This window comes from uncultured Eudoraea sp. (assembly GCF_947490415.1).
In the GTDB taxonomy this organism is placed as follows: Bacteria; Bacteroidota; Bacteroidia; order Flavobacteriales; family Flavobacteriaceae; genus Eudoraea.
Genome location: NZ_CANLGX010000002.1, coordinates 347,575 through 372,588, shown reverse-complemented (window position 1 = coordinate 372,588; position 25,014 = coordinate 347,575). Strand labels below are relative to the sequence as shown.

Here is a 25,014-nt window from a genome sequence, read left to right as displayed (position 1 = left end):
ATACTTAAAAGAAATGGAAGCAGGATTATTTACAGCTAATAATGTTTGGATGATGGTATGTACCGCCCTTGTATTTTTTATGCATACAGGGTTTGCCTTTTTAGAAATTGGCCTCACCAGACAAAAAAACACAATTAATATACTTTTTAAAAACATCTTTATTATTACAGTAGGACTGCTATTGTACTATATAGGTGGCTTTAATTTAATGTACCCCGGATTTGAAGAAGGTTCGATGGGTATTTTCGAATTTGCAGGTTTTGGTATTGACGCCCCTGAAAATGGCATGACGGCTGAATACGCCGATGGAGGTTATACCTGGTGGACAGATTTTCTGTTCCAGGGAATGTTTGCAGCCACAGCCGCAACAATTGTCTCAGGAGCGGTTGCCGAGCGTATTAAAATAGGTCCTTTTATGATTTTTACAATCATTTATGTAGGTCTTATATATCCTATAGCCGGTTCATGGCAATGGGGTGGCGGATTCCTGTCTACATTAGGTGGAGAAGACGGAGGTTTTTATGATTTTGCAGGTTCAACTCTGGTACATTCCGTTGGTGGATGGGGCGCTTTAATAGCTATTTACCTTTTGGGAGCCAGAATAGGCAAATTTGGCAAGGATGGGAAACCGAATGCTATCCCGGGCCATAGCATTCCCATGGCGACAGCGGGTGTTTTAATCCTATGGTTGGGTTGGTTTGGTTTTAACGGTGGCTCTGTTTTATCTGCAGACCCGGCTACTACATCACTTGTACTTGTAACTACCTGTTTGGCCGCAGCTGCCGGTGGTGTTGGAGCCGCAGTTTTGTCTACCATTATGTATAAGAATATGGACCTAACTATGTTCCTAAACGGCATATTGGGAGGCCTGGTAGGTATTACGGCTGGTGCTGACCTAATGTCGCCGAACGAGGCAGTCGTTATAGGTCTTATAGCTGGTGTGATAATCGTACTTGGCGTAGCTCTAATTGACAGGATTCGATTAGATGACCCTGTTGGAGCAGTTACCGTACACCTCATATGCGGAATCTGGGGAACTCTTGCAGTAGGTATATTTGGAGATTTGGCCGGAGGGCAACAGTTAATATATCAATTAACCGGAGTTGCTTCAGTAGGAGTATTCTGCTGTATCTCGGCTTTCATAATCATTTTTGCACTTAAGAAAACAGTAGGAATAAGAGTCCCTAAAGAAGAAGAAATAGACGGGTTGGACTTAGCTGAACACGGAATGGATGCCTACGCCGACTTTAGAATGAGTGAGCAGTAATAAGATGAAAAAATTAACGGAGCGTTTGGCAGAACGCTCCGTTATGTAAAGTTTTCAAATAAATCAATTTAAATCATTTAATACGTTCCCTAAACGGGAATCCCAAAAACATTGAATTATGAAATTATTTACAAATACAAGTTACATAAAAAATTTATTCCTTTTAGCATTGTTATTGCTCGGATCAGCTGGATTTGCGCAGGAAGAAGAAGAGGAAGAAGAAAAAAAGAAAATCTCTTTTAGCGGTTCGGTAGACGCGTATTATCGTACAAATTTCAACGGATTAAACAGCGTAGTGCCAATTGTAGAAGGTGGTGAGGAGATAGGCGAAATATCTCCAAGTGCACCCGGCACATCATTCGCCAATGATAACGGTTTTGCGATAGGTATGGTAAATCTAATAGCAGGATACGAAGGCGAGAAAGTTGGTTTTGTAGCTGATCTGGTATTTGGACCCAGAGGTGAAGATGCGGTATTTAATGATTCAGGACCTACCAGCATCGTAAACCAGTTGTATGTTTATTGGAATGTCAGCGATAAGGTGACACTTACCTTAGGAAATTTCAACACATTTTTGGGATATGAGGTAATCTCACCAGTTGCGAACTTTAACTATAGTACTTCCTATATGTTTTCCTACGGCCCCTTTTCCCATACTGGTCTGAAAGCAGATTTTGATTTAGGAAACGACTGGTCGGCTATGGTAGCCATTTTGAATCAGACCGATTTTACATCTGCTGCCCGGCAAAGCGATTTTAGTTTTGGAGCTCAGCTCGGTTATGCAGGTCAATTCCTTAACTTCTTGTACGGTAAACAGGGGATCGACAAAATTGTCAATGATGGCACCATTGAAGAACCAGACATTAACAGTCTTTTCCAGATAGATTACACTGGAGGATTTAACATTGGTGAAGATTTCTTCCTCGGCATAAATGCCACATACCAGGATACCGGAGATGTTGGATTTGATGAAGATACACCAGATGATCTTGGGTTCTACGGTGTTGCATTATATCCACAATACACTTTTTCTGAGGTCTTTACACTTGGTTTAAGAGGTGAATATTTTGAAGAAGTAGGTGATTTTGGAGCCATTGGAACCGGAGTTGAAGATTCTAACGTATTCGCTGTCACCCTTTCTGGAAATGTGACCATAGGTAATTACCTTAAAATAATTCCAGAAATAAGATTAGACAACGCTTCAGATGATGCCTTTTTAAATAAGGATTTAGAAACGTCTAAAAGCCTATCCTCTTTCCTATTGGCAGCTGTATTTGCTTTCTAGATAGAAAAATTAGTTTAGTTTGTTTTGTTTAGTTAAATAAATGCCGGCCCTGATGGTAATACATCGGGGCCTATTTATTTGACTTAGGTTTAAAGCTTTTCACCCCTGCTTTAATTTTGGTATCCAGGTTATTTCGTTTTGGGACAATAGGGCAGGAATATTTTTTATTATATGCGCAATAAGGATTGTAAGCCCTGTTAAAATCAAGTATAATAGAATTCCCTTCAGGAATAGCCAAATCCAGATAGCGGCCTCCGGTGTAAGTCTCTTCCCCGTTTGTATTATCTAAAAAAGGCAGAAAGAGGTAATCTTCATATCCTTCTGTTTCTTTCAACTCCAGGTTTTGATAAACTTCAAGACTATAGTTTTCCCCCTTTATACTAAAATTTACCACCCCGAATACTACCTCTTCAGAAAGGCGATCAGTGGTAGTAGGCATCATAAAAGGAATTGGATCTGCCGTCCGCTCCAGAGAACCTATTACTCTAAATGAAGTATCCGGCTGAAAGAAATCCAAACCCTCAAAATCCTTTCGATACCTGTCCGGCAAAGGGGAAGTTTCCGGGTTCTTAAATTCTTCATTGAGTTCCTTTTGAAATAATAAAATCTCCTTAACCATCTCTGAGTTATCCGATGCTATTTCGGACTTTATGGTATCGTGATATTTGCGTTTATCTGCACATCCCGAAATGCCCACATATAAACACATGATTCCCAGCAAAAGATTTTTTTTCATAGATACATATTTCGTTCAAAAATACAACATCTCTTTTTTTTACATATTTTTATCCTTTAAGACTTAAAATATGAACATATCATTGATTCAAAGGGCGGTAATAGTTTATCCTAACCGAAGGAATCAGCGCTTCTGGCTTTAGAATCAATGCTATTTAATAGTGGGTAGCCTGGCAGATATGTCAGGCTTTTTTATGATTTATACAGAATGAGATCAGTATATAACAGCTATATAAATTCATTTAAGGGATTGTCCAAAGAGGTTTGGTGGCTTTCTTTAATAACCCTTATAAACAGAGCGGGGACAATGGTCATCCCCTTTTTGTCACTTTATCTTACCCAGGATCTCGGTTTCACCCTGGAGAATGTAGGTATTATTATGAGTTGCTTTGGGTTAGGATCGCTAATTGGCTCCTGGCTGGGAGGAAAATTAACTGATCTTTTTGGTGCATATCAGGTTATGCTGGTAAGTCTTATATTGACCGGGATACTTTTTATTACCCTTCAATATCTTGTTTCGTTTTGGTCAATTTGTGGAGGCATCTTTGTATTAATGATAATCGCGGATGCATTCAGACCCGCGACATTTGTGGCCCTTAGCGCATATAGTAAACCTGAAAACAAAACAAGATCAGTAACACTTATTCGTCTTGCCATAAATCTTGGATTTTCTGCCGGACCTGCTCTTGGCGGTTTAATTATAGGCACTTTAGGTTACAGCGGGTTATTTTGGGTAGATGGCCTTACCTGTATGGCAGCCGGCATATTGTTATTAGTCCTCCTGAATCCTAAGAAGGTAAAAGTGCTTGATAGCGTCGAAAATAAAATGCCGTTGTCTGCATATAAAGATGTGCCATATTTGGTGTTTATTATTTCAATGGTCCTGTTCGGATTCGTGTTTGTGCAGTACTTTTCCACAATCCCTATTTATTATAACGATGAACACGCATTAAATGAAACTCAAATAGGTTTGCTTTTAGCAATGAATGGCTTCATAATATTTGTCTTTGAAATGCCCCTTATAAAGTTTTTGGAAACAAGGTCTTTATCCAAAATATCCAATATGATAATTGGTTTAATGCTTGTTACTTTGAGTCTTCTGATACTAAATTTTACCACGTGGATTGGTGTCCTTGTTATAGGGATGTTATTGATGACTCTCGGAGAAATGGTAGCGTTCCCATTCTCAAATGCGTTTGCCATGGATAGGGCAAAAAGGGGCAGGCAAGGAGAGTATATGGCCCTTTACAGTATTGCCTTTTCAATCTCTCACATTTTCGCACATAATTCCGGGATGATATCTATTGCCAGGCTTGGTTATCAAACCACCTGGTATTTGGCAACTTTTGTAGGTTTAATTGGCATTTTGCTACTTTTGTTGTTGAAAAAAGTACTTCTAAGAAATTCCCGAAAGTAAAAGCTATGAAAAAATTTCTCTCCCTCTTGTTACTTTTAGGTTTGGTTTCGGGTTGCTCCAAAAAAAAGGATGATTCCAAACCTTCAGGAAACATACTTAAAAGAACAATTAAATTACATCCCGGTAATTATAATGTTGCCTTCTTAATTATGGATGGAACCTATAATACAGAATTTACTGCCCCATATGACATTTTTCAGCACACAAAATACAGAGAAGGTATTAAGGCCATGAATACCTTTACTGTGGCTAATACTTTAGACCCAATTACTACTTTTGAGGGACTTCGCATTTTACCCGATTTTGATTACTTAAGGGATTCCCTTCCACCTATAGATATACTTGTAATTCCAAGTGCAGAACACCATCTGGATTCAGATTTAAAAGATACCGCCATGCTTAATTTTGTAAAAAGGGTGGACAAGAATGCGTTATTTATGACTTCACATTGTGATGGTGCGTTTATTCTGGCTAAAGCAGGTTTGTTAGACAAGGTTACCTCTACCACTTTTCCCAGCGACATTTCAAAATACAAACAGATGTTTCCTCTTCTAAAAGTAAAGGACAGCGTACTGTTTGTTCACGATGGTAAATACATTACCTCTGCAGGTGGAGCGAAAAGCTTCGAGGCCTCTTTATATCTTTGCGAGCACCTTTATGGGAAAGAAGTGACTAAGTCTCTGGCCAAAGGATTAGTAATCGATTGGGACCTTGATTTAATTGAAAAATTTATTCCTCAATAATGGCATCATAACGAGATCCCTTCAGGTATTTATTAACTATGGCATTGAACTCGGGCATAATTCTCAATAGGGCTGTATGCTCTAATGAATAAAGGCGGTTCTTGTCCTCATAGCCATTTTTTAACAATTCTTCCAGATAAAATAAGGCCGTGCCAAAATCTTCATATTTAGAACTATCAGATATAATTTTTAAGTAATAAGAATAAGCCATAGGTTCGGTAATAGTTTTCAACATCCATAGAAAACTTAGCGCTTCGTCATTAACTACTGGCTGCTCCTTTTCAATATCTATATTATCTTCAATAAGTGCATTGAGATATCCCAATAATCGTTTTCCCATTTGTTGTTCGAAAGGATCCGGCTTATTATCATATTTTTTGAGTTCCCCCATCTGATAATTCCACCATCCCAGATTATTGTAATTCAGGGCAGACAAATCTTCAAATAAATTATAATCATAATCATCCTTTATAAAGGTTTCCCGAAGAAGAACATTATTCAAATTTCGTCTTTGAGCTCTGTATATATTTTCTTTTTTCAGAATTTTAAGTTGCTCCCTCAAGGAATCAACTTCCAGGTGGGGCCTGTAAATGGAGATCATTTCACTTTGTAAATTATATGCTTTTAATAACTGACCTGAATTAATTAGTAGTTTAAGTTCTTCTAAATTTTGGCGATAACTATTCATGACAAATTCATCGTCTTTACCTACATTCCCTTTAGCCATAGCGGAAAGTGTAAGTATCTTTAACGCCTTGTCGATAAGACTGTAATCTGACCATTGTTCACCGCCATCAAACACCAATAGGTCATTGGGAAATTTCAATTTGCTCAACAATTCCCGGCCCTGTAACATTTGCGGATAATTAAAATCCTCATTCCCTACAATTCCAACAAAGTAAAAAGGTTTTTTCTCATCCAATAATTCAATACTTGGGACAAATGATCCACAAGAAATTACACCATCAACCACTTTTATAAAAGAAGGTACAAGCGCGGCAAACTTAGCTCCGGATGAAAAACCTGCAGTATATACTCGATTGCTGTTCAAAGGGAAAAGTGTTCCAACCTCCTGAAAAAGCCTGCTGGTAATTAGAACATTTTTGGTGATTGAAAGCGTATCACTAATATCATTAGACGAAGCAAGTAGAAATCCTTGTTCTTCTGCTGCGACCTTAAATATGTTTAATGCCTGGCTATTTTTGCCTTCCAAGTCAAATACAAATATGATGGGCCATGTACCCTTGCCATCAAACTTTTTAGGAAGATATAATTTATATGTTTCGGAAATTGAATCGTTGATGGGGATAGAATCTATAATCCTTCCCTTTGTAAATACTACTTGTCTTGTTTGCGAACTGCCCGTATAAGCTAAGCCTACAAATAAAAGAAGAAATAAAACTTGCTTCATATTTCTGAAATGATCAAAAACCCGGCCAAAATAGTTGAGAATTCTACAAATGCTCAAAGTTATACTGATAAACCTTTCTTAGAGTGAATGACGGAGTACTAATAGATAATACATCCTATTTACATCCTATAGTTAAATTAAGCAATTAAATCCTTCAAGAACAAATATTCAAAACTATTTATTTCCGGCACCCGGATGTCCGGTAATAAAATACTGCTGAATCGAAAATTTTTAATATAATTTCTCAAAAAAGATATAAATTCTTAATTAAAATACTTTATTAAATCTAATTCAGTCAGCAATAGAGATGACTCTTTTACAATATTCAAAACTCAATTAACTAACTTTATTTAAGCCGCTTTATTGGCGCATCAGAAACCACATCAGACAGTATTATATGTGTCCGTGTTTCGCCATATCTAATGAGTTCATCGATAAATCTTTCCAAATGAGCCTGATCCTTAAGAACTACCTCCATTATTATATTCTCATCACCTGTAATCCGGTAACAATTAATAACTTCCTCCAGCTTCTGAACCATCTCCAGAAAAGGTTTCAATTTACCCATAAAAGCTCTTAAGGTAATAATGGCTTTTAGCTGATACCCTGCGAGGGTATAGGATACTTTTGCATTAAAACCTTCAAGAATTCCAAGGTCTTCCATTTTTTTGACACGCTCCGCCACTGCCGGTGGAGTTAACCCCACTTTTCTTCCAATATTTGACAAGGACAGCCTTGAATTCTCCTGAAGGAGTTTAAGGATGTGCCAGTTTAAGTCATCTATTTTGTTATTCAAAGTAAATTATGATTAATTAATTAATTTATAAAGCTAAAATACGAAATTGCTTTGTATTTTAAAGATGATATCTAAAATTTGAACGTAACTTTATTGTAGAATTTTTGCTAAAAGAGAAAATGCCCTACAAAAACTTAAGAACCTTACCGGTTTACAGAAAAGCAATGGAACTCTGCAGTATGAGCAGAGAAATTGCCTCGTTTGTTTCCCAGAACAAGGATTTACTGAAATTGTATCAGTCTAACAGTCTAAGAGATCATATTGCGGACTCTTTACTTACTGATGCCATTTTGATCCCACAACAGATAGCCCAGGCAGAATCCACTGAATCATATGCCGTTCGAATGAAAAGTGCTTCATTTATAAATATTATGATTAGGAATATTATTTCCTATTGTAACGGACTGGAAAATGATGGCTTAAAGGAAAGGGAATATGTGGAATTACTTCGGAAAGAAATCCATAGTTTTAGAAGATCTTTTAAGAAATGGAGAAAATCTATTGGTAAAAATAGTGGCGGTTCAAACTGGGGGTTCAATGATTATATGGGCTACTAAACAACTTCCATAAGGTGCAATACATTGGTTTACTGAATTTGAATTCCTAATAATTCCTGAATAAACTTTACATATTTCTTCTATACTGTCCTCCTACTTCAAACAATGCATGTGTGATTTGTCCTAACGAACAAACTTTAGTGACCTCCATTAGTTTTTCAAATATATTTTCGTTCCTAATGGCTGCTTCCTGTAGCTCTTTCAACTGTTTTTGAGCAATTGATTTATTTCGTATTTGCAAAGCCTGTAAAGTATTGATTTGTTGCTGTTTTTCCTCGTCAGTAGCTCTAATAACCTCAGCAGGGAGTATGGTAGGAGATCCTGAAGAGCTTAAAAAAGTATTTACACCAATTATTGGATATTCACCCGTATGTTTCAATGTCTCGTAATGCATACTTTCTTCCTGTATTTTGGATCTTTGATACATAGTTTCCATGGCACCCAATACACCTCCACGCTCGGTAATTCTATCAAATTCAAGCAAAACAGCCTCCTCTACAAGATCTGTAAGTTCTTCAATAATAAAGGATCCTTGTAGCGGATTTTCATTTTTGGAAAGACCTAATTCCTTGTTAATAATCAATTGAATCGCCATTGCCCTTCTGACTGATTCTTCCGTTGGGGTAGTAATAGCCTCATCGTATGCATTGGTATGCAATGAGTTACAATTGTCATATATAGCATATAGGGCCTGCAAAGTGGTTCTAATGTCATTAAAATCAATCTCCTGGGCATGCAAACTTCGACCCGATGTTTGTATATGATATTTTAACATTTGTGCCCTGGAATCTGCGCCATATTTGTCTTTCATGGCCTTGGCCCAAATACGCCTGGCAACTCTTCCTATTACTGCATATTCAGGATCTAATCCATTGGAAAAGAAAAACGACAAGTTGGGCCCAAATTTGTCAATATCCATCCCCCGGCTAAGGTAGTATTCAACATAGGTAAAACCATTTGACAGCGTAAAAGCTAATTGTGTAATAGGATTTGCCCCGGCCTCTGCAATGTGGTAACCCGAAATCGATACAGAATAAAAATTCCTTACGTCATTAAGAATAAAATATTCCTGAACGTCACCCATAAGTCTAAGTGCAAATTCTGTTGAAAAAATACAGGTATTCTGAGCCTGATCCTCTTTCAGGATATCTGCCTGCACTGTTCCCCGTATTGTTTTTAAAGTCTCTTGTTTAATGGTTTTGTAAACTTCAGGGGCAAGTACCTTATCTCCGGTTATACCCAGTAAAAAAAGACCAAGCCCGTTATTTCCCGCCGGTAGAGAGCCCTGATATTTTGGCCTGTTTTTTGAATCTCCTTTATAAAATGTTTTGATTTTTGATTCTACCTCCTTTTCAAGGCCATTTTGATGGATATACTTCTCGCAGTTTTGATCAATTGCAGCATTAATAAAGTAACCCAATAGCATTGGTGCAGGTCCATTTATGGTCATACTAACTGATGTCATAGGATCACTCAGGTCAAAACCGGAATACAACTTCTTGGCATCATCCAGACAGCAAACAGATACGCCAGCATTTCCTATCTTTCCATAAATATCGGGTCTGTGATCAGGATCATTACCATAGAGTGTCACAGAATCAAATGCAGTGGACAATCTCTTGGCAGGCATATCCAGGCTTACATAATGAAACCTTCTGTTTGTGCGTTCAGGTCCTCCTTCACCAGCAAACATTCGTGTGGGATCTTCACCTGTCCTTTTAAAAGGGTAAAGTCCGGAAGTATATGGAAATTCCCCCGGTACATTCTCCTGTAATCGCCATTGAAGCAGGTCGCCCCATGCTTTATACCTTGGTAAAACCACTTTGGGAATAGCCAGGCCTGAAAGTGACTCCACATGTGTATCTATTCGTATTTCTTTATCTCTAACTTTAAAAACATAGGCAGGGTCTTTATACCTGTTTACCAGACCATCCCAGTTGAGTATAATCTCCCAGTTATAGGGGTCAAAATTGAGTTTTACCCGGTCAAATTCAATTAATAAAAGTTGAATTAAATTATCTTTTTCACCTTCCCCGGAACTATCCAAACCGGAAACTTCTATTCCGGCACTGGTCAACTCTGGTGGAGTCTTGGAAAGGCCTGCTATCGTTTTGTAAATTCCATATAGTTGCTGGGCAACTTCTGCCTGATGTGAAACTTTAGTATCATAAGATTTAATGCTTTCCACAATCTCTGAAAGATATCTTGTCCTGGCTGGGGGTACAACAAATACCTTTTTATCCATTTCCTGGCTGACTACCAGGGTCGAAACAAGATCTGCATTTGCCTTTTCGGTTAATTGTTGCATAATCGCCTTGTATAAACGATTCATGCCGGGGTCATTAAATTGTGAAGCTATTGTTCCAAATACAGGTAATGTTTCTTCATCTGCTTCCCATAGACCATGATTTCGCACATATTGCTTCTTTACATCCCTTAACGCATCCGGCGCTCCCCTTTTATCAAATTTATTTATAGCCACCAGATCAGCAAAATCGAGCATGTCAATTTTCTCAAGCTGAGTAGCAGCACCAAATTCCGGAGTCATAACATAAAGCGAAACATCACTATGTTCAATTATTTCCGTGTCGGATTGGCCAATCCCCGAGGTTTCAAGAATAATAAGATCAAAGGCAGCTGTTTTTAATACTTCAACAGCCTCATTCACATATTTAGATAGTGCCAAATTAGATTGTCGTGTTGCCAGGGATCGCATATACACCCGATCATCATTAATTGCATTCATTCTGATCCTGTCTCCAAGAAGAGCTCCTCCTGTTTTTCTTTTAGAAGGATCAACAGATATCAAACCAATAGATTTCTCCGGAAAGTCTCTTAAAAATCGTCTGACCAGCTCATCAACTAAACTAGATTTCCCCGAACCTCCCGTACCTGTAATTCCCAACACCGGGACGTTATTGTTATCCTTACGAATTCCTGAAAAGAGTTTTTCAAATTCAGAAGGTCTGTTTTCTGCAAGACTTATTAGCCGTGCAATAGTCTTTGGTTGTTTTTCCTTTAATGCTTTGATCAGCGTAGTTCCACTATCCAGTTTTAGGTCGGGAACCGGGGTATCACTTTTTTCCACAAGATCATTTATCATTCCCTGTAATCCCATTGTCCGACCATCATCAGGTGAATAAATCCTGGTAATCCCATATTTCATCAAGGTCTCTATTTCCTTTGGCAGAATTACACCTCCGCCACCGCCAAATATCTTAATATGACCAGCTCCACGATCTTTTAAAAGGTCGTGCATATATCTAAAATACTCATTATGACCACCTTGATAAGAAGTCATTGCTATGGCATTGACATCTTCCTGTATAGCGCAATTTACAACCTCATCAACACTTTTGTCATGGCCTAAATGAATGACCTCTACTCCCGTAGATTGAATAATGCGCCGCATGATGTTAATCGCTGCATCATGACCATCAAACAGCGAAGCCGCAGTAACTACTCTTATTTTATTTTTTGGTTTATAGACTTTATTTTGTTCCATTGATAATTTTTGGGCTTCATTAGGTTAGCAATTTACGGAAAATGCAAAAAAAATTACCTTGTAATCAGAATTTTATAAAAATCATTAGTTTCACCAAGCCTCTGTTCCTAATATTATAATTTTATAGGCTTAAATATATCATTTTGAGAAACACAATTCTTATCCACTGTCCGGATCAATCGGGAATAATAAGTGCAATAACCGGGTTTATCCATAATAAAGGAGGAAATATCGTTTATCTGGACCAGCATGTTGATGAGGAGCTCAGTGTTTTTTTTATGCGTTTGGAAAGTGAATTTTCCGACAAAACGATTGAATTTTCTAAATTCAAAGAGGAGTTCGAGACGAAATTGGCACTTCCATATGAGATGATATGGAGCATACATCCTGGAAACCTGAAACCAAGAATGGCCATTTTTGTCTCGAAATACAACCATTGCCTTTATGATCTGCTCAGCAGATATAAATCGGGTGAATTAGACGTGGAGATCCCCTTCATCTTAAGCAATCACGCAGATGCTAAACATATCGCTGAACAATTTGAAATTCCTTTCTACTTTGTCCCTGTAACCAAAGAATCCAAAGCTGCGGCCGAGAAGGAACAATTAGAACTTTTAAAATCGCATAAGACAGATTTCATAGTACTGGCCAGATATATGCAAATATTAAGCAGTAAAATTATAGACCATTTTCCAAATAAAATAATCAACATACACCATTCTTTTCTTCCTGCCTTTGCCGGAGCTAAACCTTATCATGCTGCGTTTGAACGCGGTGTGAAAATCATTGGTGCAACAAGCCATTATGTTACCGAAGCCCTGGATGCAGGACCCATAATTGAGCAAGATGTCACCATGGTATCTCACTCACATCGAGTGAAAGATTTTATTGCCAAAGGACGCGATCTGGAAAAAATTGTACTTTCCAGGGCCGTTCAACTTCATGTAAACAGAAAAACCATGGTATACAATAATAAAACTGTTATTTTCTCTTAAAATCATTGGGAAGCAGCCCTTTTTACACCGCAAATTATTTAGTATATTAACAGAATTATATTTTACAAAGATTCAGGCTTATGGTTAAAATAGCGGTTTTAGGGCCAATACCAAGAGATACTATTTATACGCACCAGGACGAGGTAATACAGAAATACGGTTGTGTAACCCACCCGGTAATTGCTTTATCCAAACTATTGGGTGAGGAAGGAAGTGTTATTCCAGTCTCTCATGTTCATCAAAGAGATTTTGATCCTATTTTGGAAGTCTTTGAACCTTATTCAAATATTGAAACTACCCATATTGGAAATAAGGAAGATAAAGGAACTGTTATAGAACTGAGGTTTTTGGATCAAAATAATCGATTGGAGAAGCAAACGGCTTGTATGAAACCCATTTTGCCGGAAGATATCTCAGATTTGGATGATATTGATGCCTATGTTTTTGTTCCCATTACAGACTTTGAGATTTCACTTAGCACCCTGAGGTATATTAAAAAGCATAAAAAAGGATTGATAATCTTTGATGCTCATGGGCCAACTACCACAATGAGTATGACCGGAGATCGGTACCGAAAGTTCTGGGTGGATATGGATGAATGGCTTCCCTATATTGATGTTCTTAAAATGAATCTTGAAGAATCTCAGGCATGTTGGTTTAAAAACGAATACGAATATGAGGAAATGACGAGCTATGAAGAGGACAAAACCGATCATTTAGATGCAATGGCTGAACATGTACTGTCTAAAGGGGTCACATATTTTTATGTTACGCTGGATTCAAGAGGTTGTGTTGTGTATTACCGGGAAGATAACACTACTGTGAAAAAATTTATAAAATCTGTTTTTATGAAAGATGTTATAGATACTACAGGATGCGGAGATTCTTTTGCAGGAGGTTTGGCTTATGGGTTTTCTTTGTACAAGGACCCTATTAAAGCCGCGCAATATGCAAATACCCTTGGTGCCTTGCGGACACAAGGGAAGACTTTTGAGGTTTTTAAAAACAAGACAGAAACCAACAAATTAATTTCAGATCATTATTGAAGTGCTACCTGGCATCCTTAACAAGGACCAATTCATCGAATTATCAGCTGCTTTTACAATGAATTGGGTTTAATTTTGAGTATTCGTTGAATTTTTCTTAAAATCCTTGCAATAAACAGAAAATATTAACGTTAAAATTTTGAAGGTGAATCACTACAATTTCCAAATTTTTGTAGTTCTGTTAACTTATAAAGCAGATATCCTTGAACGAATTTTTTGAGTTAGTATTTTTTGAGTTAGTTAGTTTAAACCGGTGGAAGCACCGGTTTTTTTATTTCAAAAAAACCTTATTGGATTAATTACTCTAATTTCTTATACAATCCGTCAAAAGCAACATTTACAGCCGTACCATTATTCATGATTTCCCAGAGTTGTCTTACTGTTCCATCTTTATTTAGGGTCCAGGTAATTTTATTGACATATTTCTTGCCATCCTTATGCTCAAAAGGTAAAGATTTCATTATCATTTGATTCTCTATTCTATTTCCTGTAAGCTTTAAATGACTTCCGGAATTATCAACCCAAAGTTGCTCCCATTGCCCCATTTTATCGTTATAAAAATTTAAACTGGTACCCGTGTATTGTCCTTTGGCTCCAATCCAATTTTCCGTTAGCACGCAGCCGCCCTGCATTTTTACTATTGTATTCTTACCGGCAAAGGTTCCATCTTTATTGGAAACTTCCCACTTGCCTTCCCAAAAATCGAAATCGTCATGGTTTTCGGAACAACAATTACACTCTGAAGATTGTGCCAAGCTGCCAAACACCGCTGTAAGAAAAATGACTATTAATATTGAATATTTCATGCTTAAAAAATTGAGTATGGATTGTTTGCTATAGTAAATTAAATAAGGTCTTATTTGTGATTCGTTTTCTGCATTTATAACTAAACCAAATTACCTGCCTATTCTTATCTTTTTGAAGGCATATTGGGTATATATTCAACAAATTAGTTAAAAATTAGACAAATCACCTGATTTTTAGGTGAATACACGCACTACCAAACATCCAAACCCTCATTTTGGTCGTATATTTGTAAGAACAAAGAATGTGACCATGGATAATCAATATTGTAAAGTTGGAGCCATTACTCCAATAACAAGCGGACAAAAGGCCTTAGCCCTAATAGAATTTCAATATCAGAATTTTTTAAGCAAGGCATCAGACTTTAAAACTACGGATGATAAGCTTGCCGCATTTTTTGAACTAAAGGCACGAAAGCTTAAAAAACTATTGGAGAATTTTGTGCAGTAATACTTAATTCTTTCTGAGTTCCTTTGCCATTTTATTCTGTAATTCTGCCGCTTTTTGTGCAGCCACAATTGCAAAATCCTTTTCGGTTGATGCGTAGATAATACCTCTTGATGAATTAACCAATAACCCAACATTTTTATTCAAACCATATTTACACACTTCTTCCAGGCTTCCACCCTGTGCTCCTACCCCGGGCACTAAAAGAAAACTATCCGGAATTATTCTTCGGATTTCAACTAAATGACTCGCCTTTGTAGCTCCAACTACATACATTAGGTTTTGAGCATTTTTGTATGACCTTGATGTTTCCAGAACTTGTTCATACAGCGTCTTTTCCCCAATTTTTTTTGTTTGAAAATCAAAGGCCCCCTCATTTGAGGTCAGTGCAAGGAGAATGGTATGCTTATTCTCAAACGATAAAAATGGCTCAACAGAATCCCTCCCCATATAGGGAGCAACGGTAATAGAGTCAAAATTCAAATCTTCAAAAAATGCTTTTGCGTATCGATATGAGGTATTCCCGATATCGCCTCGTTTTGCATCCGCAATGGTAAAAAGTTCAGGGTAATATTCATTGAGGTATTCAATAGTTTTACCCAGGGCTTCCCAACCCACTGAGCCATAAGCCTCGTAAAAAGCAATATTTGGTTTATAGGCGACACAAAGGTGATGGGTCGCATCAATAATAGCCTTATTAAATGAAAATATTGGCGACTCTTCATTCAGGAGATGCGCTGGTATTCTTTCCAGATCCGTATCCAGACCTATACAGAGAAAGGATTCTTTTTTGTGGATTTGCTCAACTAAGTGTTCAATTTTCATCCTGAATTCTAAAAAATCTCTGAGGCTTCTTTTAGTTTTTCGGTATTATCAACCAACATCAACTCGTCAATAATCTTTTGAATATCTCCGTTGATTATATTCTGAAGATCGTAAAGCGTGAGGCCTATCCTATGATCGGTAACCCTTCCCTGCGGATAATTGTAGGTGCGAATCTTAGCGGAACGATCTCCGCTACTAACCTGTGAATTCCGTTTTGCGGCATCCTCCTCTTGTCTTTTAGCCAGTTCCATGTCGTAAAGTCGGGATCGCAAAACTTTGAAGGCTTTATCCTTGTTCTTATGTTGCGATTTTTCATCCTGACACTGAGCCACCAAACCAGTGGGAATATGTGTTAACCTAACGGCAGAGTAAGTTGTGTTCACCGATTGGCCTCCCGGACCTGATGAACAGAAGAAATCTATACGCACATCCTTAGGATCTATTTGCACATCAAAATCTTCGGCCTCAGGTAAGACCATCACTGTTGCGGCACTGGTGTGAACACGGCCTTGTGTTTCTGTCTGAGGCACCCGTTGTACACGATGGACCCCGGCTTCAAATTTTAGTGTCCCGTAGACATCTTCTCCACTAACTTCAAATTGAATTTCTTTATAACCTCCGCTGGTACCTTCACTCAAATCAATGATATTCGTTCTCCAACCTTTAGACTCGCAATACTTGGAATACATTCGGTAAAGGTCTCCTGCAAAAATACTGGCTTCATCTCCTCCTGTCCCAGCGCGTATTTCCATCACTACATCTTTAGCATCTTCAGGATCTTTTGGAATTAATAATAACTTTATTTCCTCCTCCAATGCGGGGAATGCCTCTTTAGCCTCATCCAATTGCATTTTTGCCATCTCAACCATCTCTGCGTCACTGCCATCATTAATGATTTCCTCAGCTTCGTTCATATTATTGGTCAGCTCAATATAACGCTCTCTTTTATCCATGAGCAAGCGTAAATCCTTGTATTCTTTATTAAGCTTTACATAGCGTTTTTGATCTGAAATTATATCAGGTTGAATTATAAGGTCTGATACCTCATCAAAGCGCTGTTTAACAATATTTAATTTATCTAACATGCAATCATCTCTTAGGAATGCGAATTTACAAATTTTTAAAGGTATTTTACCCTCTTCATAAGTAAGATAGGAAGAGTTTTTATAAAAAATGGAATATGAAAATTTATTCTTCTGTGTCCAGAATTATCCCATTGCTTTTAAACATCTGGTTATAGCTGTCCACAATTACTACTTCGGTATCACCCAACTGATTTATTAAAGAAATTCCTTTCTCCTTACCTAAAACATAGACCGCAGTAGCCAGAGCGTCACATAGTTCCGCGCTTTTGGCAAGTATGGTTACCTTGCTTATTCCGGTGGTCGGATACCCGGATTTTGGATCGATGTAATGTGCGTATTTCTTACCGTTAAAAGTAACATACCTATCCAGATTACCTGTAATTGACACGGATGATTCTATTAGTGGCAGCCAGGTAAATATTTTCCCATTACTTCTTGGGTGATCCACACCTATTAACCATTTCTCACCAGTAGCCTTTGTCCCCCAGGTAGCTATATCTCCTGAAGCATTAATCATTCCGGCAGGAACCTGTTTGGATACTAATAGTTCCTTAACCTTATCTGCAGCATAACCCTTTCCAATTGCCCCAAAGCCAATCTTCATTCCTTTATCTTTTAGAAATACAGTGTTTTCAACCCTATTCAGAATGATTTTTTTATAACCTACTTTGGAAACTGCCCGACTGATCTGTTCCGGAGTAGGAAACATAGACATTGAACCATCAAATTTCCAGACCCCCTCCATTGCCGCAACGGTAATATCAAAAGCGCCATAGGTAATTTCAGAAATCTGAATAGAACGTTCGATTAATTTGTAAAGCTCATAGCTTACCTTAACAGGCTTTAGGCCGGCATTCCGGTTAATTTCTGAAGTCTCTGATTCAGGATCCCAGGAAGAAATCAATTTTTCTACGCGTTTGACTTCCGCAATGGCCTCTTGCAGATTGATATATCCAATTTCTTCATTTTGTGCTACCACAGTTAATTCAAAGGGACTGCCCATTAATCTAACAGCTCTCTTAACAGTGACATACTTCTTCGCCTGACCACAGACTGAAGTCATGGTAAGAATACCAAAAAGTAATGCCACCAAACTCTTCACTTACTATGTTTTTTTTAGTTGTGAAAATATTGGGCGTACAGTTGTATAATTCTTATCATTAGAAAAAAAAGTACAAGAAAAAACGAAAAGATTCAGGGCCAAACTTTTCACGTAAATATAAAAATGTGACTAATCCGTAACTACTCAAAAACCCGAAGTATATTACCGTTTAGTTCTGTGTTAAACGTTTTAAGCGGATTGTTCGTAATTGTGTTTAAAGGAGCCCCGTTTTGATCAAATTCTGATCCATGGGTGGAGCAACGAAAAATTCCTCCATTATCATCTAAAAATCTCACCTGATCTGTTTGCTGATGACTACATATCTGACTTGCCGCTATAAAATTACCTTCAAGGTTCTTAACCACAACTACGTCATTCTTTAAAATAAAATCACCGTTATTTTGCAATCCTGAACCTTCCTGCGAATTAAGATCAATAGTAAAGTCAACACCAGTAGGTACTGGTTTCGTTTCCAGTTCTCCATCATCATTTGAACAACCATTAATACACGGGAAAGTAAGCGCAAAGGCCGCCCCCGCTCCGAGGCTTCTTAAAAATTCCTTTCTCTCCATAACATTTATTTTTTTTTAATGTATACATACAATTTCAACCCAGGAATCGGGCTAAAAACTACTATAAAAAGAACGCTTTAAAAGAGGGATTCGTATACCTTAATAGACAAACGTTCCGTATTCGCTTTTAATTGTCAGCTTTTTTGAAGTAAATGGCTCTACATAGCCCACAATCCGGGCATCTACGTCAAACTCGCGGGAAATTGCTATTAGGTCTTTTGCAATGCTTTCATTCACATAAAGTTCCATGCGATGACCACAATTAAAGACCTGATACATTTCTTTCCAATCAGTACCAGATTGTTCCTGTATTAATTTAAACAATGGCGGTACGGCAAACATAGAATCTTTAACAATATGGAGGTTATCTATGAAGTGAAGAATCTTGGTCTGAGCCCCGCCACTGCAATGCACCATACCATGAATATCTTTAGAATCGTATTTCTGAAGAATTTTTTTAATTATCGGAGCGTAGGTTCTTGTAGGGGACAATACAAGTTTACCGGCATCCAGCGGAGAATCCTGGACAGAATCGGTAAGTTTTACCCCTCCTGAATACACCAATGCCTCGGGAACATGGGAGTCATAGCTCTCCGGATACTTCGTGCTCAAATATTTTGAAAAAACATCGTGCCTTGCTGATGTAAGTCCATTACTACCCATCCCTCCATTATATTCCGACTCATAGGTTGCTTTTCCATAAGAAGCCAAACCAACAATTACATCCCCCGGACAGATATTCGCATTATCTATAACATTAGCCCTTTTTAGTCTTGCTGTTACCGTAGAATCAACAATTATAGTACGTACCAGATCTCCAACGTCTGCGGTTTCTCCACCGGTACTATAAATAACTATCCCGTGTTTAGCCAAATCCTCAATTAATTCCTGAGTACCATTAATTATCGCCGAAATGACTTCTCCCGGAATTAGGTTTTTATTTCTTCCAATTGTAGAGGATAAAAGAATATTATCTGTTACCCCTACACATAAAAGATCATCCAGGTTCATGATTAGCGCATCCTGGGCAATACCTTTCCAAACAGACATATCTCCTGTCTCTTTCCAATACATATAAGCGAGTGAAGATTTTGTACCGGCACCATCTGCATGCATTACCAAACAGTATTCCTCATCCTTGGTAAGGTAATCCTCTACAATCTTGCAAAATGCCTTTGGAAATAAACCTTTGTCAATATTTTTTATGGCATTATGCACGTCTTCCTTTGAGGCAGAGACTCCTCTTTGATCATAACGTTTGCTAGTAGACGGATCCATGGCTTTTGGTTTCCGCAAAAATAGGATAAACCATAAAAAAAAGCCCACAAAATGTGAGCTTTAATTATTAGCTTATCTAATAAACAATAATTCCCGGTACTTGGTAAGTGGCCAGGACTTATCATCGATTAGTTGCTCCAGCTTATCACTGTGATATCTGATTTTATCAAAATAGGGCCGAACATTATCGCAGTAAGCGAAAGCCTTCTTGTTCAGGTCATTTAATTTGTTGGCAATCTTTCTGGCATTGGTCATATCATCGGTATTCTTTTTTAGTTCCACCATATGCTCAGCAATCTGTTCAATAAGAGTGAGATGCCCTTCAGATAATTTTTTATGTGCCGCTCCATAAATTTCTTTTAAGCCCAGAACATTTTTAATTAATTTATTTTGGTATTCAATAGCCGAAGGAATAATATGGCTATAAACCAAATCATTAAAGACCCTGCCTTCAATTTGGGTGTGAAGAATATATGTCTCTAATTCAACTTCCTGCCTTGCTTCAACTTCAACGGTACTCATTACTTCCAGACTGTTAAAAAGCTCCAGGCTTTCTTTGGAAGTCATTACCTGAACTGCAGAAGGCGTAGTTTTATTATTACTCAACTTCCTTTTTTTAGCTTCTTTTTCCCAATCAGCACTATAACCATCCCCGTCGAAACGAATTCTTTTTGAAGACTTGATATATTCTCTTAAAACATTAAAAACGGCCTCGTCCTTTTTTAATTTCTTTTTATCAATTAAAAGATCTACTTCCTTTTTAAACGCCTTTAATTGATGTGCAACTATGGCATTTAGTATGGTCATTGGTTTTGCGCAATTGGTTTTTGAGCCAACTCCTCTCATTTCAAATTTATTACCGGTAAAAGCAAATGGCGAAGTTCTATTTCTATCTGTATTATCGAGTAAAATCTCAGGAATCTTTCCTACCACATTGAGTTTTAATTCTGTTTTCTCTTCCGGGGAAAGCTTTCCTTTGGAAACCCCTTCCAATTCATCCAGGACATTACTTAGTTGCGTGCCTACAAAGATTGAAAAAATTGCCGGTGGAGCTTCATTTGCACCCAACCTGTAATCATTACTGGCAGAGGCAATTGAAGATCTCAGCAGTTCCTCATAAGTATCAACGGCTTTAATTGTATTCACAAAAAAGGTTAGGAATTGAAGGTTTTTCATAGGTGTAGAACCCGGGCTTAGAAGATTAACCCCCGTATCTGTTGCGAGAGACCAATTGTTGTGTTTTCCGGAACCGTTAATACCAGCAAAGGGCTTTTCATGAAAAAGAACTTTAAAGTTATGCCTGTCGGCTACTTTTTCCATAACATCCATAAGAAGCAAATTATGATCAACCGCCAGATTGGCTTCTTCAAAAACCGGAGCCAGCTCAAATTGATTTGGTGCTACTTCATTATGTCTGGTTTTAACAGGAATCCCAAGCCGGGTACATTCTTTTTCCAGCTCTCTCATAAAATTAATCGCCCTTAAAGGTATTACCCCAAAATAATGGTCATCCAGTTGTTGTCCTTTAGCTGCAAGATGTCCAACTAATGACCTACCGGTAAGAACAATATCCGGGCGTGAACTGGCCAATGCTTTATCAATTAGAAAATACTCCTGTTCCCATCCAAGTGTTGCGTGGACCTTAGATACATTTTTATCAAAATATTTAGCCACTGCAGTAGCTGCTAAATCTACGGCATGTAAGGCCCTCAAAAGTGGTGCTTTATTATCCAGCGCCTCTCCGGTATAGGACACAAAAATTGTAGGGATACACAGTGTTGTTCCATAAATAAATGCCGGAGATGTTGGATCCCAGGCGGTGTACCCCCTTGCCTCAAAGGTATTTCGTATACCTCCGCTTGGAAAACTGGAAGCATCTGGTTCTTGTTGTACAAGTTGAGCACCTCCAAATTTTTCAACCGCTCTTCCATCTGCTAACAGATCAAAAAAAGCATCATGCTTCTCCGCTGTAGACCCTGTTAAAGGCTGAAACCAATGGGTATAGTGCGTTGCACCCATAGAAATAGCCCAGGCTTTCATTGCTTCCGCTACCTGATCGGCAATTTTTCTATCAATTTTCGAGCCAGAGAAAATAGCCCCTTTTACACTTAAATAAGCATCCTTCGTAAGATACTGAAGCATTCTTTCTTCATTAAAAACATGGGTTCCGAACAATTCTGATCGTCTCCCCGTTTCTGCAATGGGAAGCGGATTATGTTGGTAACTTTCTTTGATTGCATTGAATCTTAGTTTGGACATATACTGGATTTTATTAATTGATTAAAGCAAAATTAAACAATTCATAGAATAATCGCTGAAATATAAAAATATTGCAAAATCCCCTCAAAAATTCGGGGGTGTTAATAATTATGTCGAAATTTTTGATAAATACCCCCTATTTTTTAATAGATGTATTTAAAATATTCTATTTTTGGAAATCGTAAATTGAAAAATTAACATCGAAGATTATGAGCAAGACAAAACTGGAATACATTTGGTTGGATGGCCACGAACCAACTCAGGAACTAAGAAGCAAAACAAAGATTGAAGAAGATTTTAGTGGTAAATTAGAGGACTGCCCATTATGGTCTTTTGACGGTAGTTCCACAGAACAGGCTGAAGGCGGTTCTTCAGATTGTCTGTTGAAACCGGTCGCTATTTATCCGGATCCGGAAAGAACTAATGGATTTTTAGTAATGGCAGAAGTGTTAAATGCTGACGGAACACCGCATACATCGAATCATCGTGCTCAAATTGATGATGATGATGATGACTTCTGGTTCGGATTTGAACAGGAATACTTTTTAATGGATACCGAAACGGATTTACCTCTTGGGTTTCCACGTGGTGGATTTCCAGGTCCACAGGGTAAATATTACTGTTCCGTAGGTGGAAGGTACACCTGGGGACGAGATTTTGTAGAGGAACATATGGATATATGTATTGCTGCCGGAATTAATATAGAAGGTATTAATCAGGAGGTTGCTCCGGGACAATGGGAATTTCAGTGTTTTGCCAAAGGCGCTAAAAAAGCGGGCGATGAGATCTGGATTGCTCGTTATCTATTGAATCGTCTCACTGAAAAATATGGCTATTATATTGAATTACATCCAAAACCTGTTAAAGGGGATTGGAATGGTTCTGGAATGCACGCAAACTTTTCCAATACTACTTTAAGAACATGTGGTTCTAAAGAAATATATGAAAGAATTTGTGAGGCTTTCAGGCCAGTGACTTCTGATCATATAGACGTTTATGGTGCGTTTAATGACGAAAGACTTACGGGCTTGCACGAAACAGCATCTATTAAGGATTTCAGTTATGGCGTATCAGACAGAGGTGCTTCAATCAGAATTCCGATTATAACCGTTGAAAAAGGTTGGAAAGGATGGCTGGAAGACAGAAGACCAGCTTCTAACGGAGATCCCTATAAAATTGCAGGCAGAATTATTAAAACTGTAAAATCAGCAAATATAGAAGCCGTAGCTAACTAATTTTCAGAATTATTTTTATAAAGCCGCCTTTGAGTAATTAAAGGCGGTTTTTTAATTATCTATAGTCTTTAAAGGGGTATTCATCCATAATTCGGAGAAATCGTCTGGTTTAACAATAGGCTGGTTTTTAAAAATAGGTTTATCTTTTTTCATATACAGATTGTCTAAAGGACCTGTGGTATTTGGTTTTACCTGCTGGACGAAAAATTCCCTAAACTGATTTAAATAAATGTAAGTTGGTACATTTATTTCGTTACCCTCTTCATCAACAATATTCCTGGCATCAAAGGAAAATAACTCAGCATCTATCATATTGTCTTTATTCCGTGAAGTATTCAATTCTTTAAAGAAAGACAACCTTTCATCAACATTACTAAAATTAGGGTATATGTATGCCTGATTTTTTTTCATTATAATCTCCTTTAACTTCAACTTTTTACCCTTATAGATTAAAGAATAATTGTTCTTTATGAGGGCTGATTGCTTTTCAGGTTCCTTGTTAAACTCCACTACAAAACATAGTCTTTTTAAATCCATCAGCATGTCCTCCACTTTAAATTTAGGAGGTTCCCTTAATTTGAAAGAATTATTAAAAGATATGTAGTTTAAAAACATTTTATAATCAACTCTTTGATACTCGGTGCTGACTTCAAAAATCAGACGGCCTGTAGTCCCATTTTTATTTCCATTTATAGAAGGTGTCATTTTTAGTTTATCATAAAGAGCATACTCCATTTTATGAATGGCGAAATCTCTTTGGGAAATGTATAATGTACCATAGGCCAAATAGCGCATGTCCTCTTTTCTAAATCTAATGACATAAAGGCTTTCATTGGTCAAATAGGTATCCGGACCTTTTGAAAAACTGTGGTTTTTAATGAAATCATATTTTAAGCGATGCACAAAAGAGTACGAATCAATGTCATAATTTCGCAAGGCATCATGGATTCGCAAAATAGTAAATTCATTACCCCCATAGTTCCTTAAAAATGCTTTATCTATGACCTTTACACCACTTGTATAATTATAGGGCTTTTCGGCTATAGTATCCCTTTCAAAATCTATGTTTTCCCGGTAATCATATATGCGTACGGAAGTGGATTCATTATCATACTCATCAAAACCTTCATCAAAAACTCCTAATATAGCTTCATTAAGGTTGATATATTGATTTTGTTTTTTTTGATAATCACGATAATAACCTACTGTTGAAAAAGAATTCACAGGGTAATTCTCAAGAATTGCTTCTATGGCATTCTTAACAATCCTTTTTGCAGAAAGCTGCTTTTTTTTCCTATTTGTGACTATTACTTCCTGAAGTTCTATAGTTCTGGGATACAGCATTATTATGTTTACTCCATCCGAAGCAAATTCCGAAATCAGAATCTTCTGTTCCATGAAGCCCATGGAGGTAATCTCTAGTATTTCGCCAATTTCTTTAAATTCAAAGGGTATTGCAAACCCACCATCATCATTTGAGATCACACCTATGGCTTTGTTCTGAATGCGTATCGTGGCAAAAGAGACAGGTTCTTTAGTTTCAGCATCTATGATCTTTCCATATATAAATTCTGATTGCTGTGCCCAAACAACGGATATACTAAGACCTATTAGTACGAAAAAGACTAAAAGTGTTCTTAACCCCATGAA

The 25,014-nt window shown here is 37.5% G+C and carries 21 protein-coding genes; 9 read left to right on the top strand and 12 right to left on the bottom strand.

Going from position 1 to position 25,014, the window contains the following annotated elements; all coding sequences use genetic code 11:
• Positions 1-13 precede the first annotated feature (13 nt).
• Both Q0874_RS06580 and Q0874_RS06575 read left to right on the top strand, forming a co-directional pair.
• The gene (locus Q0874_RS06580; RefSeq protein ID WP_299160904.1) at positions 14-1,267 is read left to right on the top strand and encodes an ammonium transporter; all 1,254 of its coding nucleotides are present in this window, start codon (positions 14-16) and stop codon (positions 1,265-1,267) included.
• 118 nt (positions 1,268-1,385) lie between these two features.
• On the top strand, positions 1,386-2,552 hold the full coding sequence (locus Q0874_RS06575; protein WP_299160902.1) for an outer membrane beta-barrel protein: 1,167 nt from the start codon (positions 1,386-1,388) through the stop codon (positions 2,550-2,552).
• A gap of 70 nt (positions 2,553-2,622) precedes the next feature.
• Here Q0874_RS06575 and Q0874_RS06570 read toward each other — a convergent pair whose 3' ends face one another.
• Positions 2,623-3,288 carry a DUF1684 domain-containing protein gene (locus tag Q0874_RS06570; RefSeq protein ID WP_299160900.1) on the bottom strand — a complete coding sequence of 222 codons (666 nt, stop codon included), beginning with the start codon at positions 3,286-3,288 and terminating at the stop codon, positions 2,623-2,625.
• Positions 3,289-3,495: 207 nt separating this feature from the next.
• Here Q0874_RS06570 and Q0874_RS06565 point away from each other — a divergent pair, with 207 nt between their 5' ends.
• Both Q0874_RS06565 and Q0874_RS06560 read left to right on the top strand, forming a co-directional pair.
• Positions 3,496-4,704 carry an MFS transporter gene (locus tag Q0874_RS06565; protein WP_299160898.1) on the top strand — a complete coding sequence of 403 codons (1,209 nt, stop codon included), beginning with the start codon at positions 3,496-3,498 and terminating at the stop codon, positions 4,702-4,704.
• Between the two features lie 5 nt (positions 4,705-4,709).
• The gene (locus Q0874_RS06560) at positions 4,710-5,447 is read left to right on the top strand and encodes a DJ-1/PfpI family protein (protein WP_299160897.1); all 738 of its coding nucleotides are present in this window, start codon (positions 4,710-4,712) and stop codon (positions 5,445-5,447) included.
• Here the strand turns inward: Q0874_RS06560 and Q0874_RS06555 are convergent.
• Positions 5,434-6,858, bottom strand: coding sequence for an alpha/beta hydrolase (locus Q0874_RS06555; protein ID WP_299160895.1), 1,425 nt, complete (start codon positions 6,856-6,858; stop codon positions 5,434-5,436). The genes Q0874_RS06560 and Q0874_RS06555 overlap by 14 nt on opposite strands.
• Before the next feature lie 346 nt (positions 6,859-7,204).
• A complete protein-coding gene (locus Q0874_RS06550) occupies positions 7,205-7,654 on the bottom strand; it encodes an Lrp/AsnC family transcriptional regulator (protein ID WP_299160893.1) in 450 nt (149 codons plus the stop codon).
• Between the two features lie 119 nt (positions 7,655-7,773).
• On the opposite strand from Q0874_RS06550, the gene Q0874_RS06545 reads away from it, so the two are divergent.
• Positions 7,774-8,211, top strand: coding sequence for a hypothetical protein (locus tag Q0874_RS06545; protein ID WP_299160891.1), 438 nt, complete (start codon positions 7,774-7,776; stop codon positions 8,209-8,211).
• 67 nt (positions 8,212-8,278) lie between these two features.
• Here the strand turns inward: Q0874_RS06545 and Q0874_RS06540 are convergent, their stop codons facing one another.
• The gene (locus Q0874_RS06540) at positions 8,279-11,716 is read right to left on the bottom strand and encodes a methylmalonyl-CoA mutase family protein (RefSeq protein WP_299160889.1); all 3,438 of its coding nucleotides are present in this window, start codon (positions 11,714-11,716) and stop codon (positions 8,279-8,281) included.
• A 143-nt stretch (positions 11,717-11,859) separates the two neighbouring features.
• Here Q0874_RS06540 and purU point away from each other — a divergent pair, with 143 nt between their 5' ends.
• Both purU and Q0874_RS06530 read left to right on the top strand, forming a co-directional pair.
• On the top strand, positions 11,860-12,711 hold the full coding sequence (gene purU, locus Q0874_RS06535) for a formyltetrahydrofolate deformylase (RefSeq protein WP_299160886.1): 852 nt from the start codon (positions 11,860-11,862) through the stop codon (positions 12,709-12,711).
• A gap of 80 nt (positions 12,712-12,791) precedes the next feature.
• Entirely contained in the window at positions 12,792-13,757 is a 966-nt protein-coding gene (locus Q0874_RS06530; protein ID WP_299160884.1) for a carbohydrate kinase family protein, read from the top strand.
• A gap of 299 nt (positions 13,758-14,056) precedes the next feature.
• Here the strand turns inward: Q0874_RS06530 and Q0874_RS06525 are convergent, their stop codons facing one another.
• A complete protein-coding gene (locus tag Q0874_RS06525; RefSeq protein ID WP_299160882.1) occupies positions 14,057-14,563 on the bottom strand; it encodes a hypothetical protein in 507 nt (168 codons plus the stop codon).
• A gap of 178 nt (positions 14,564-14,741) precedes the next feature.
• Between Q0874_RS06525 and Q0874_RS06520 the strand changes: the two genes are divergently transcribed.
• A complete protein-coding gene (locus Q0874_RS06520; RefSeq protein WP_299160881.1) occupies positions 14,742-15,011 on the top strand; it encodes a hypothetical protein in 270 nt (89 codons plus the stop codon).
• Positions 15,012-15,014: 3 nt separating this feature from the next.
• Here Q0874_RS06520 and pyrF read toward each other — a convergent pair whose 3' ends face one another.
• The 6 genes from pyrF to Q0874_RS06490 all read right to left on the bottom strand — a co-directional run bounded on the left by pyrF (position 15,015) and on the right by Q0874_RS06490 (position 22,129).
• The gene (gene pyrF, locus Q0874_RS06515) at positions 15,015-15,833 is read right to left on the bottom strand and encodes an orotidine-5'-phosphate decarboxylase (RefSeq protein ID WP_299160879.1); all 819 of its coding nucleotides are present in this window, start codon (positions 15,831-15,833) and stop codon (positions 15,015-15,017) included.
• An 8-nt stretch (positions 15,834-15,841) separates the two neighbouring features.
• Positions 15,842-16,918 carry a peptide chain release factor 1 gene (gene prfA, locus Q0874_RS06510; protein WP_299160877.1) on the bottom strand — a complete coding sequence of 359 codons (1,077 nt, stop codon included), beginning with the start codon at positions 16,916-16,918 and terminating at the stop codon, positions 15,842-15,844.
• A 103-nt stretch (positions 16,919-17,021) separates the two neighbouring features.
• Positions 17,022-18,020, bottom strand: coding sequence for an FAD:protein FMN transferase (locus tag Q0874_RS06505; RefSeq protein WP_299160874.1), 999 nt, complete (start codon positions 18,018-18,020; stop codon positions 17,022-17,024).
• Between the two features lie 140 nt (positions 18,021-18,160).
• Entirely contained in the window at positions 18,161-18,592 is a 432-nt protein-coding gene (locus tag Q0874_RS06500; RefSeq protein ID WP_299160871.1) for a ubiquinol-cytochrome c reductase iron-sulfur subunit, read from the bottom strand.
• A 99-nt stretch (positions 18,593-18,691) separates the two neighbouring features.
• Complete coding sequence (locus tag Q0874_RS06495) at positions 18,692-19,870, bottom strand: AIR synthase related protein (protein WP_299160868.1); 1,179 nt, start codon at positions 19,868-19,870, stop codon at positions 18,692-18,694.
• Positions 19,871-19,942: 72 nt separating this feature from the next.
• Positions 19,943-22,129 carry a glutamine synthetase III gene (locus Q0874_RS06490; RefSeq protein WP_299160865.1) on the bottom strand — a complete coding sequence of 729 codons (2,187 nt, stop codon included), beginning with the start codon at positions 22,127-22,129 and terminating at the stop codon, positions 19,943-19,945.
• 209 nt (positions 22,130-22,338) lie between these two features.
• On the opposite strand from Q0874_RS06490, the gene Q0874_RS06485 reads away from it, so the two are divergent.
• Entirely contained in the window at positions 22,339-23,364 is a 1,026-nt protein-coding gene (locus Q0874_RS06485) for a glutamine synthetase beta-grasp domain-containing protein (RefSeq protein ID WP_299160862.1), read from the top strand.
• Positions 23,365-23,415: 51 nt separating this feature from the next.
• On the opposite strand, the gene Q0874_RS06480 is transcribed toward Q0874_RS06485, so the two are convergent.
• Entirely contained in the window at positions 23,416-25,011 is a 1,596-nt protein-coding gene (locus Q0874_RS06480) for a carboxypeptidase-like regulatory domain-containing protein (protein ID WP_299160860.1), read from the bottom strand.
• Positions 25,012-25,014: the final 3 nt, after the last annotated feature.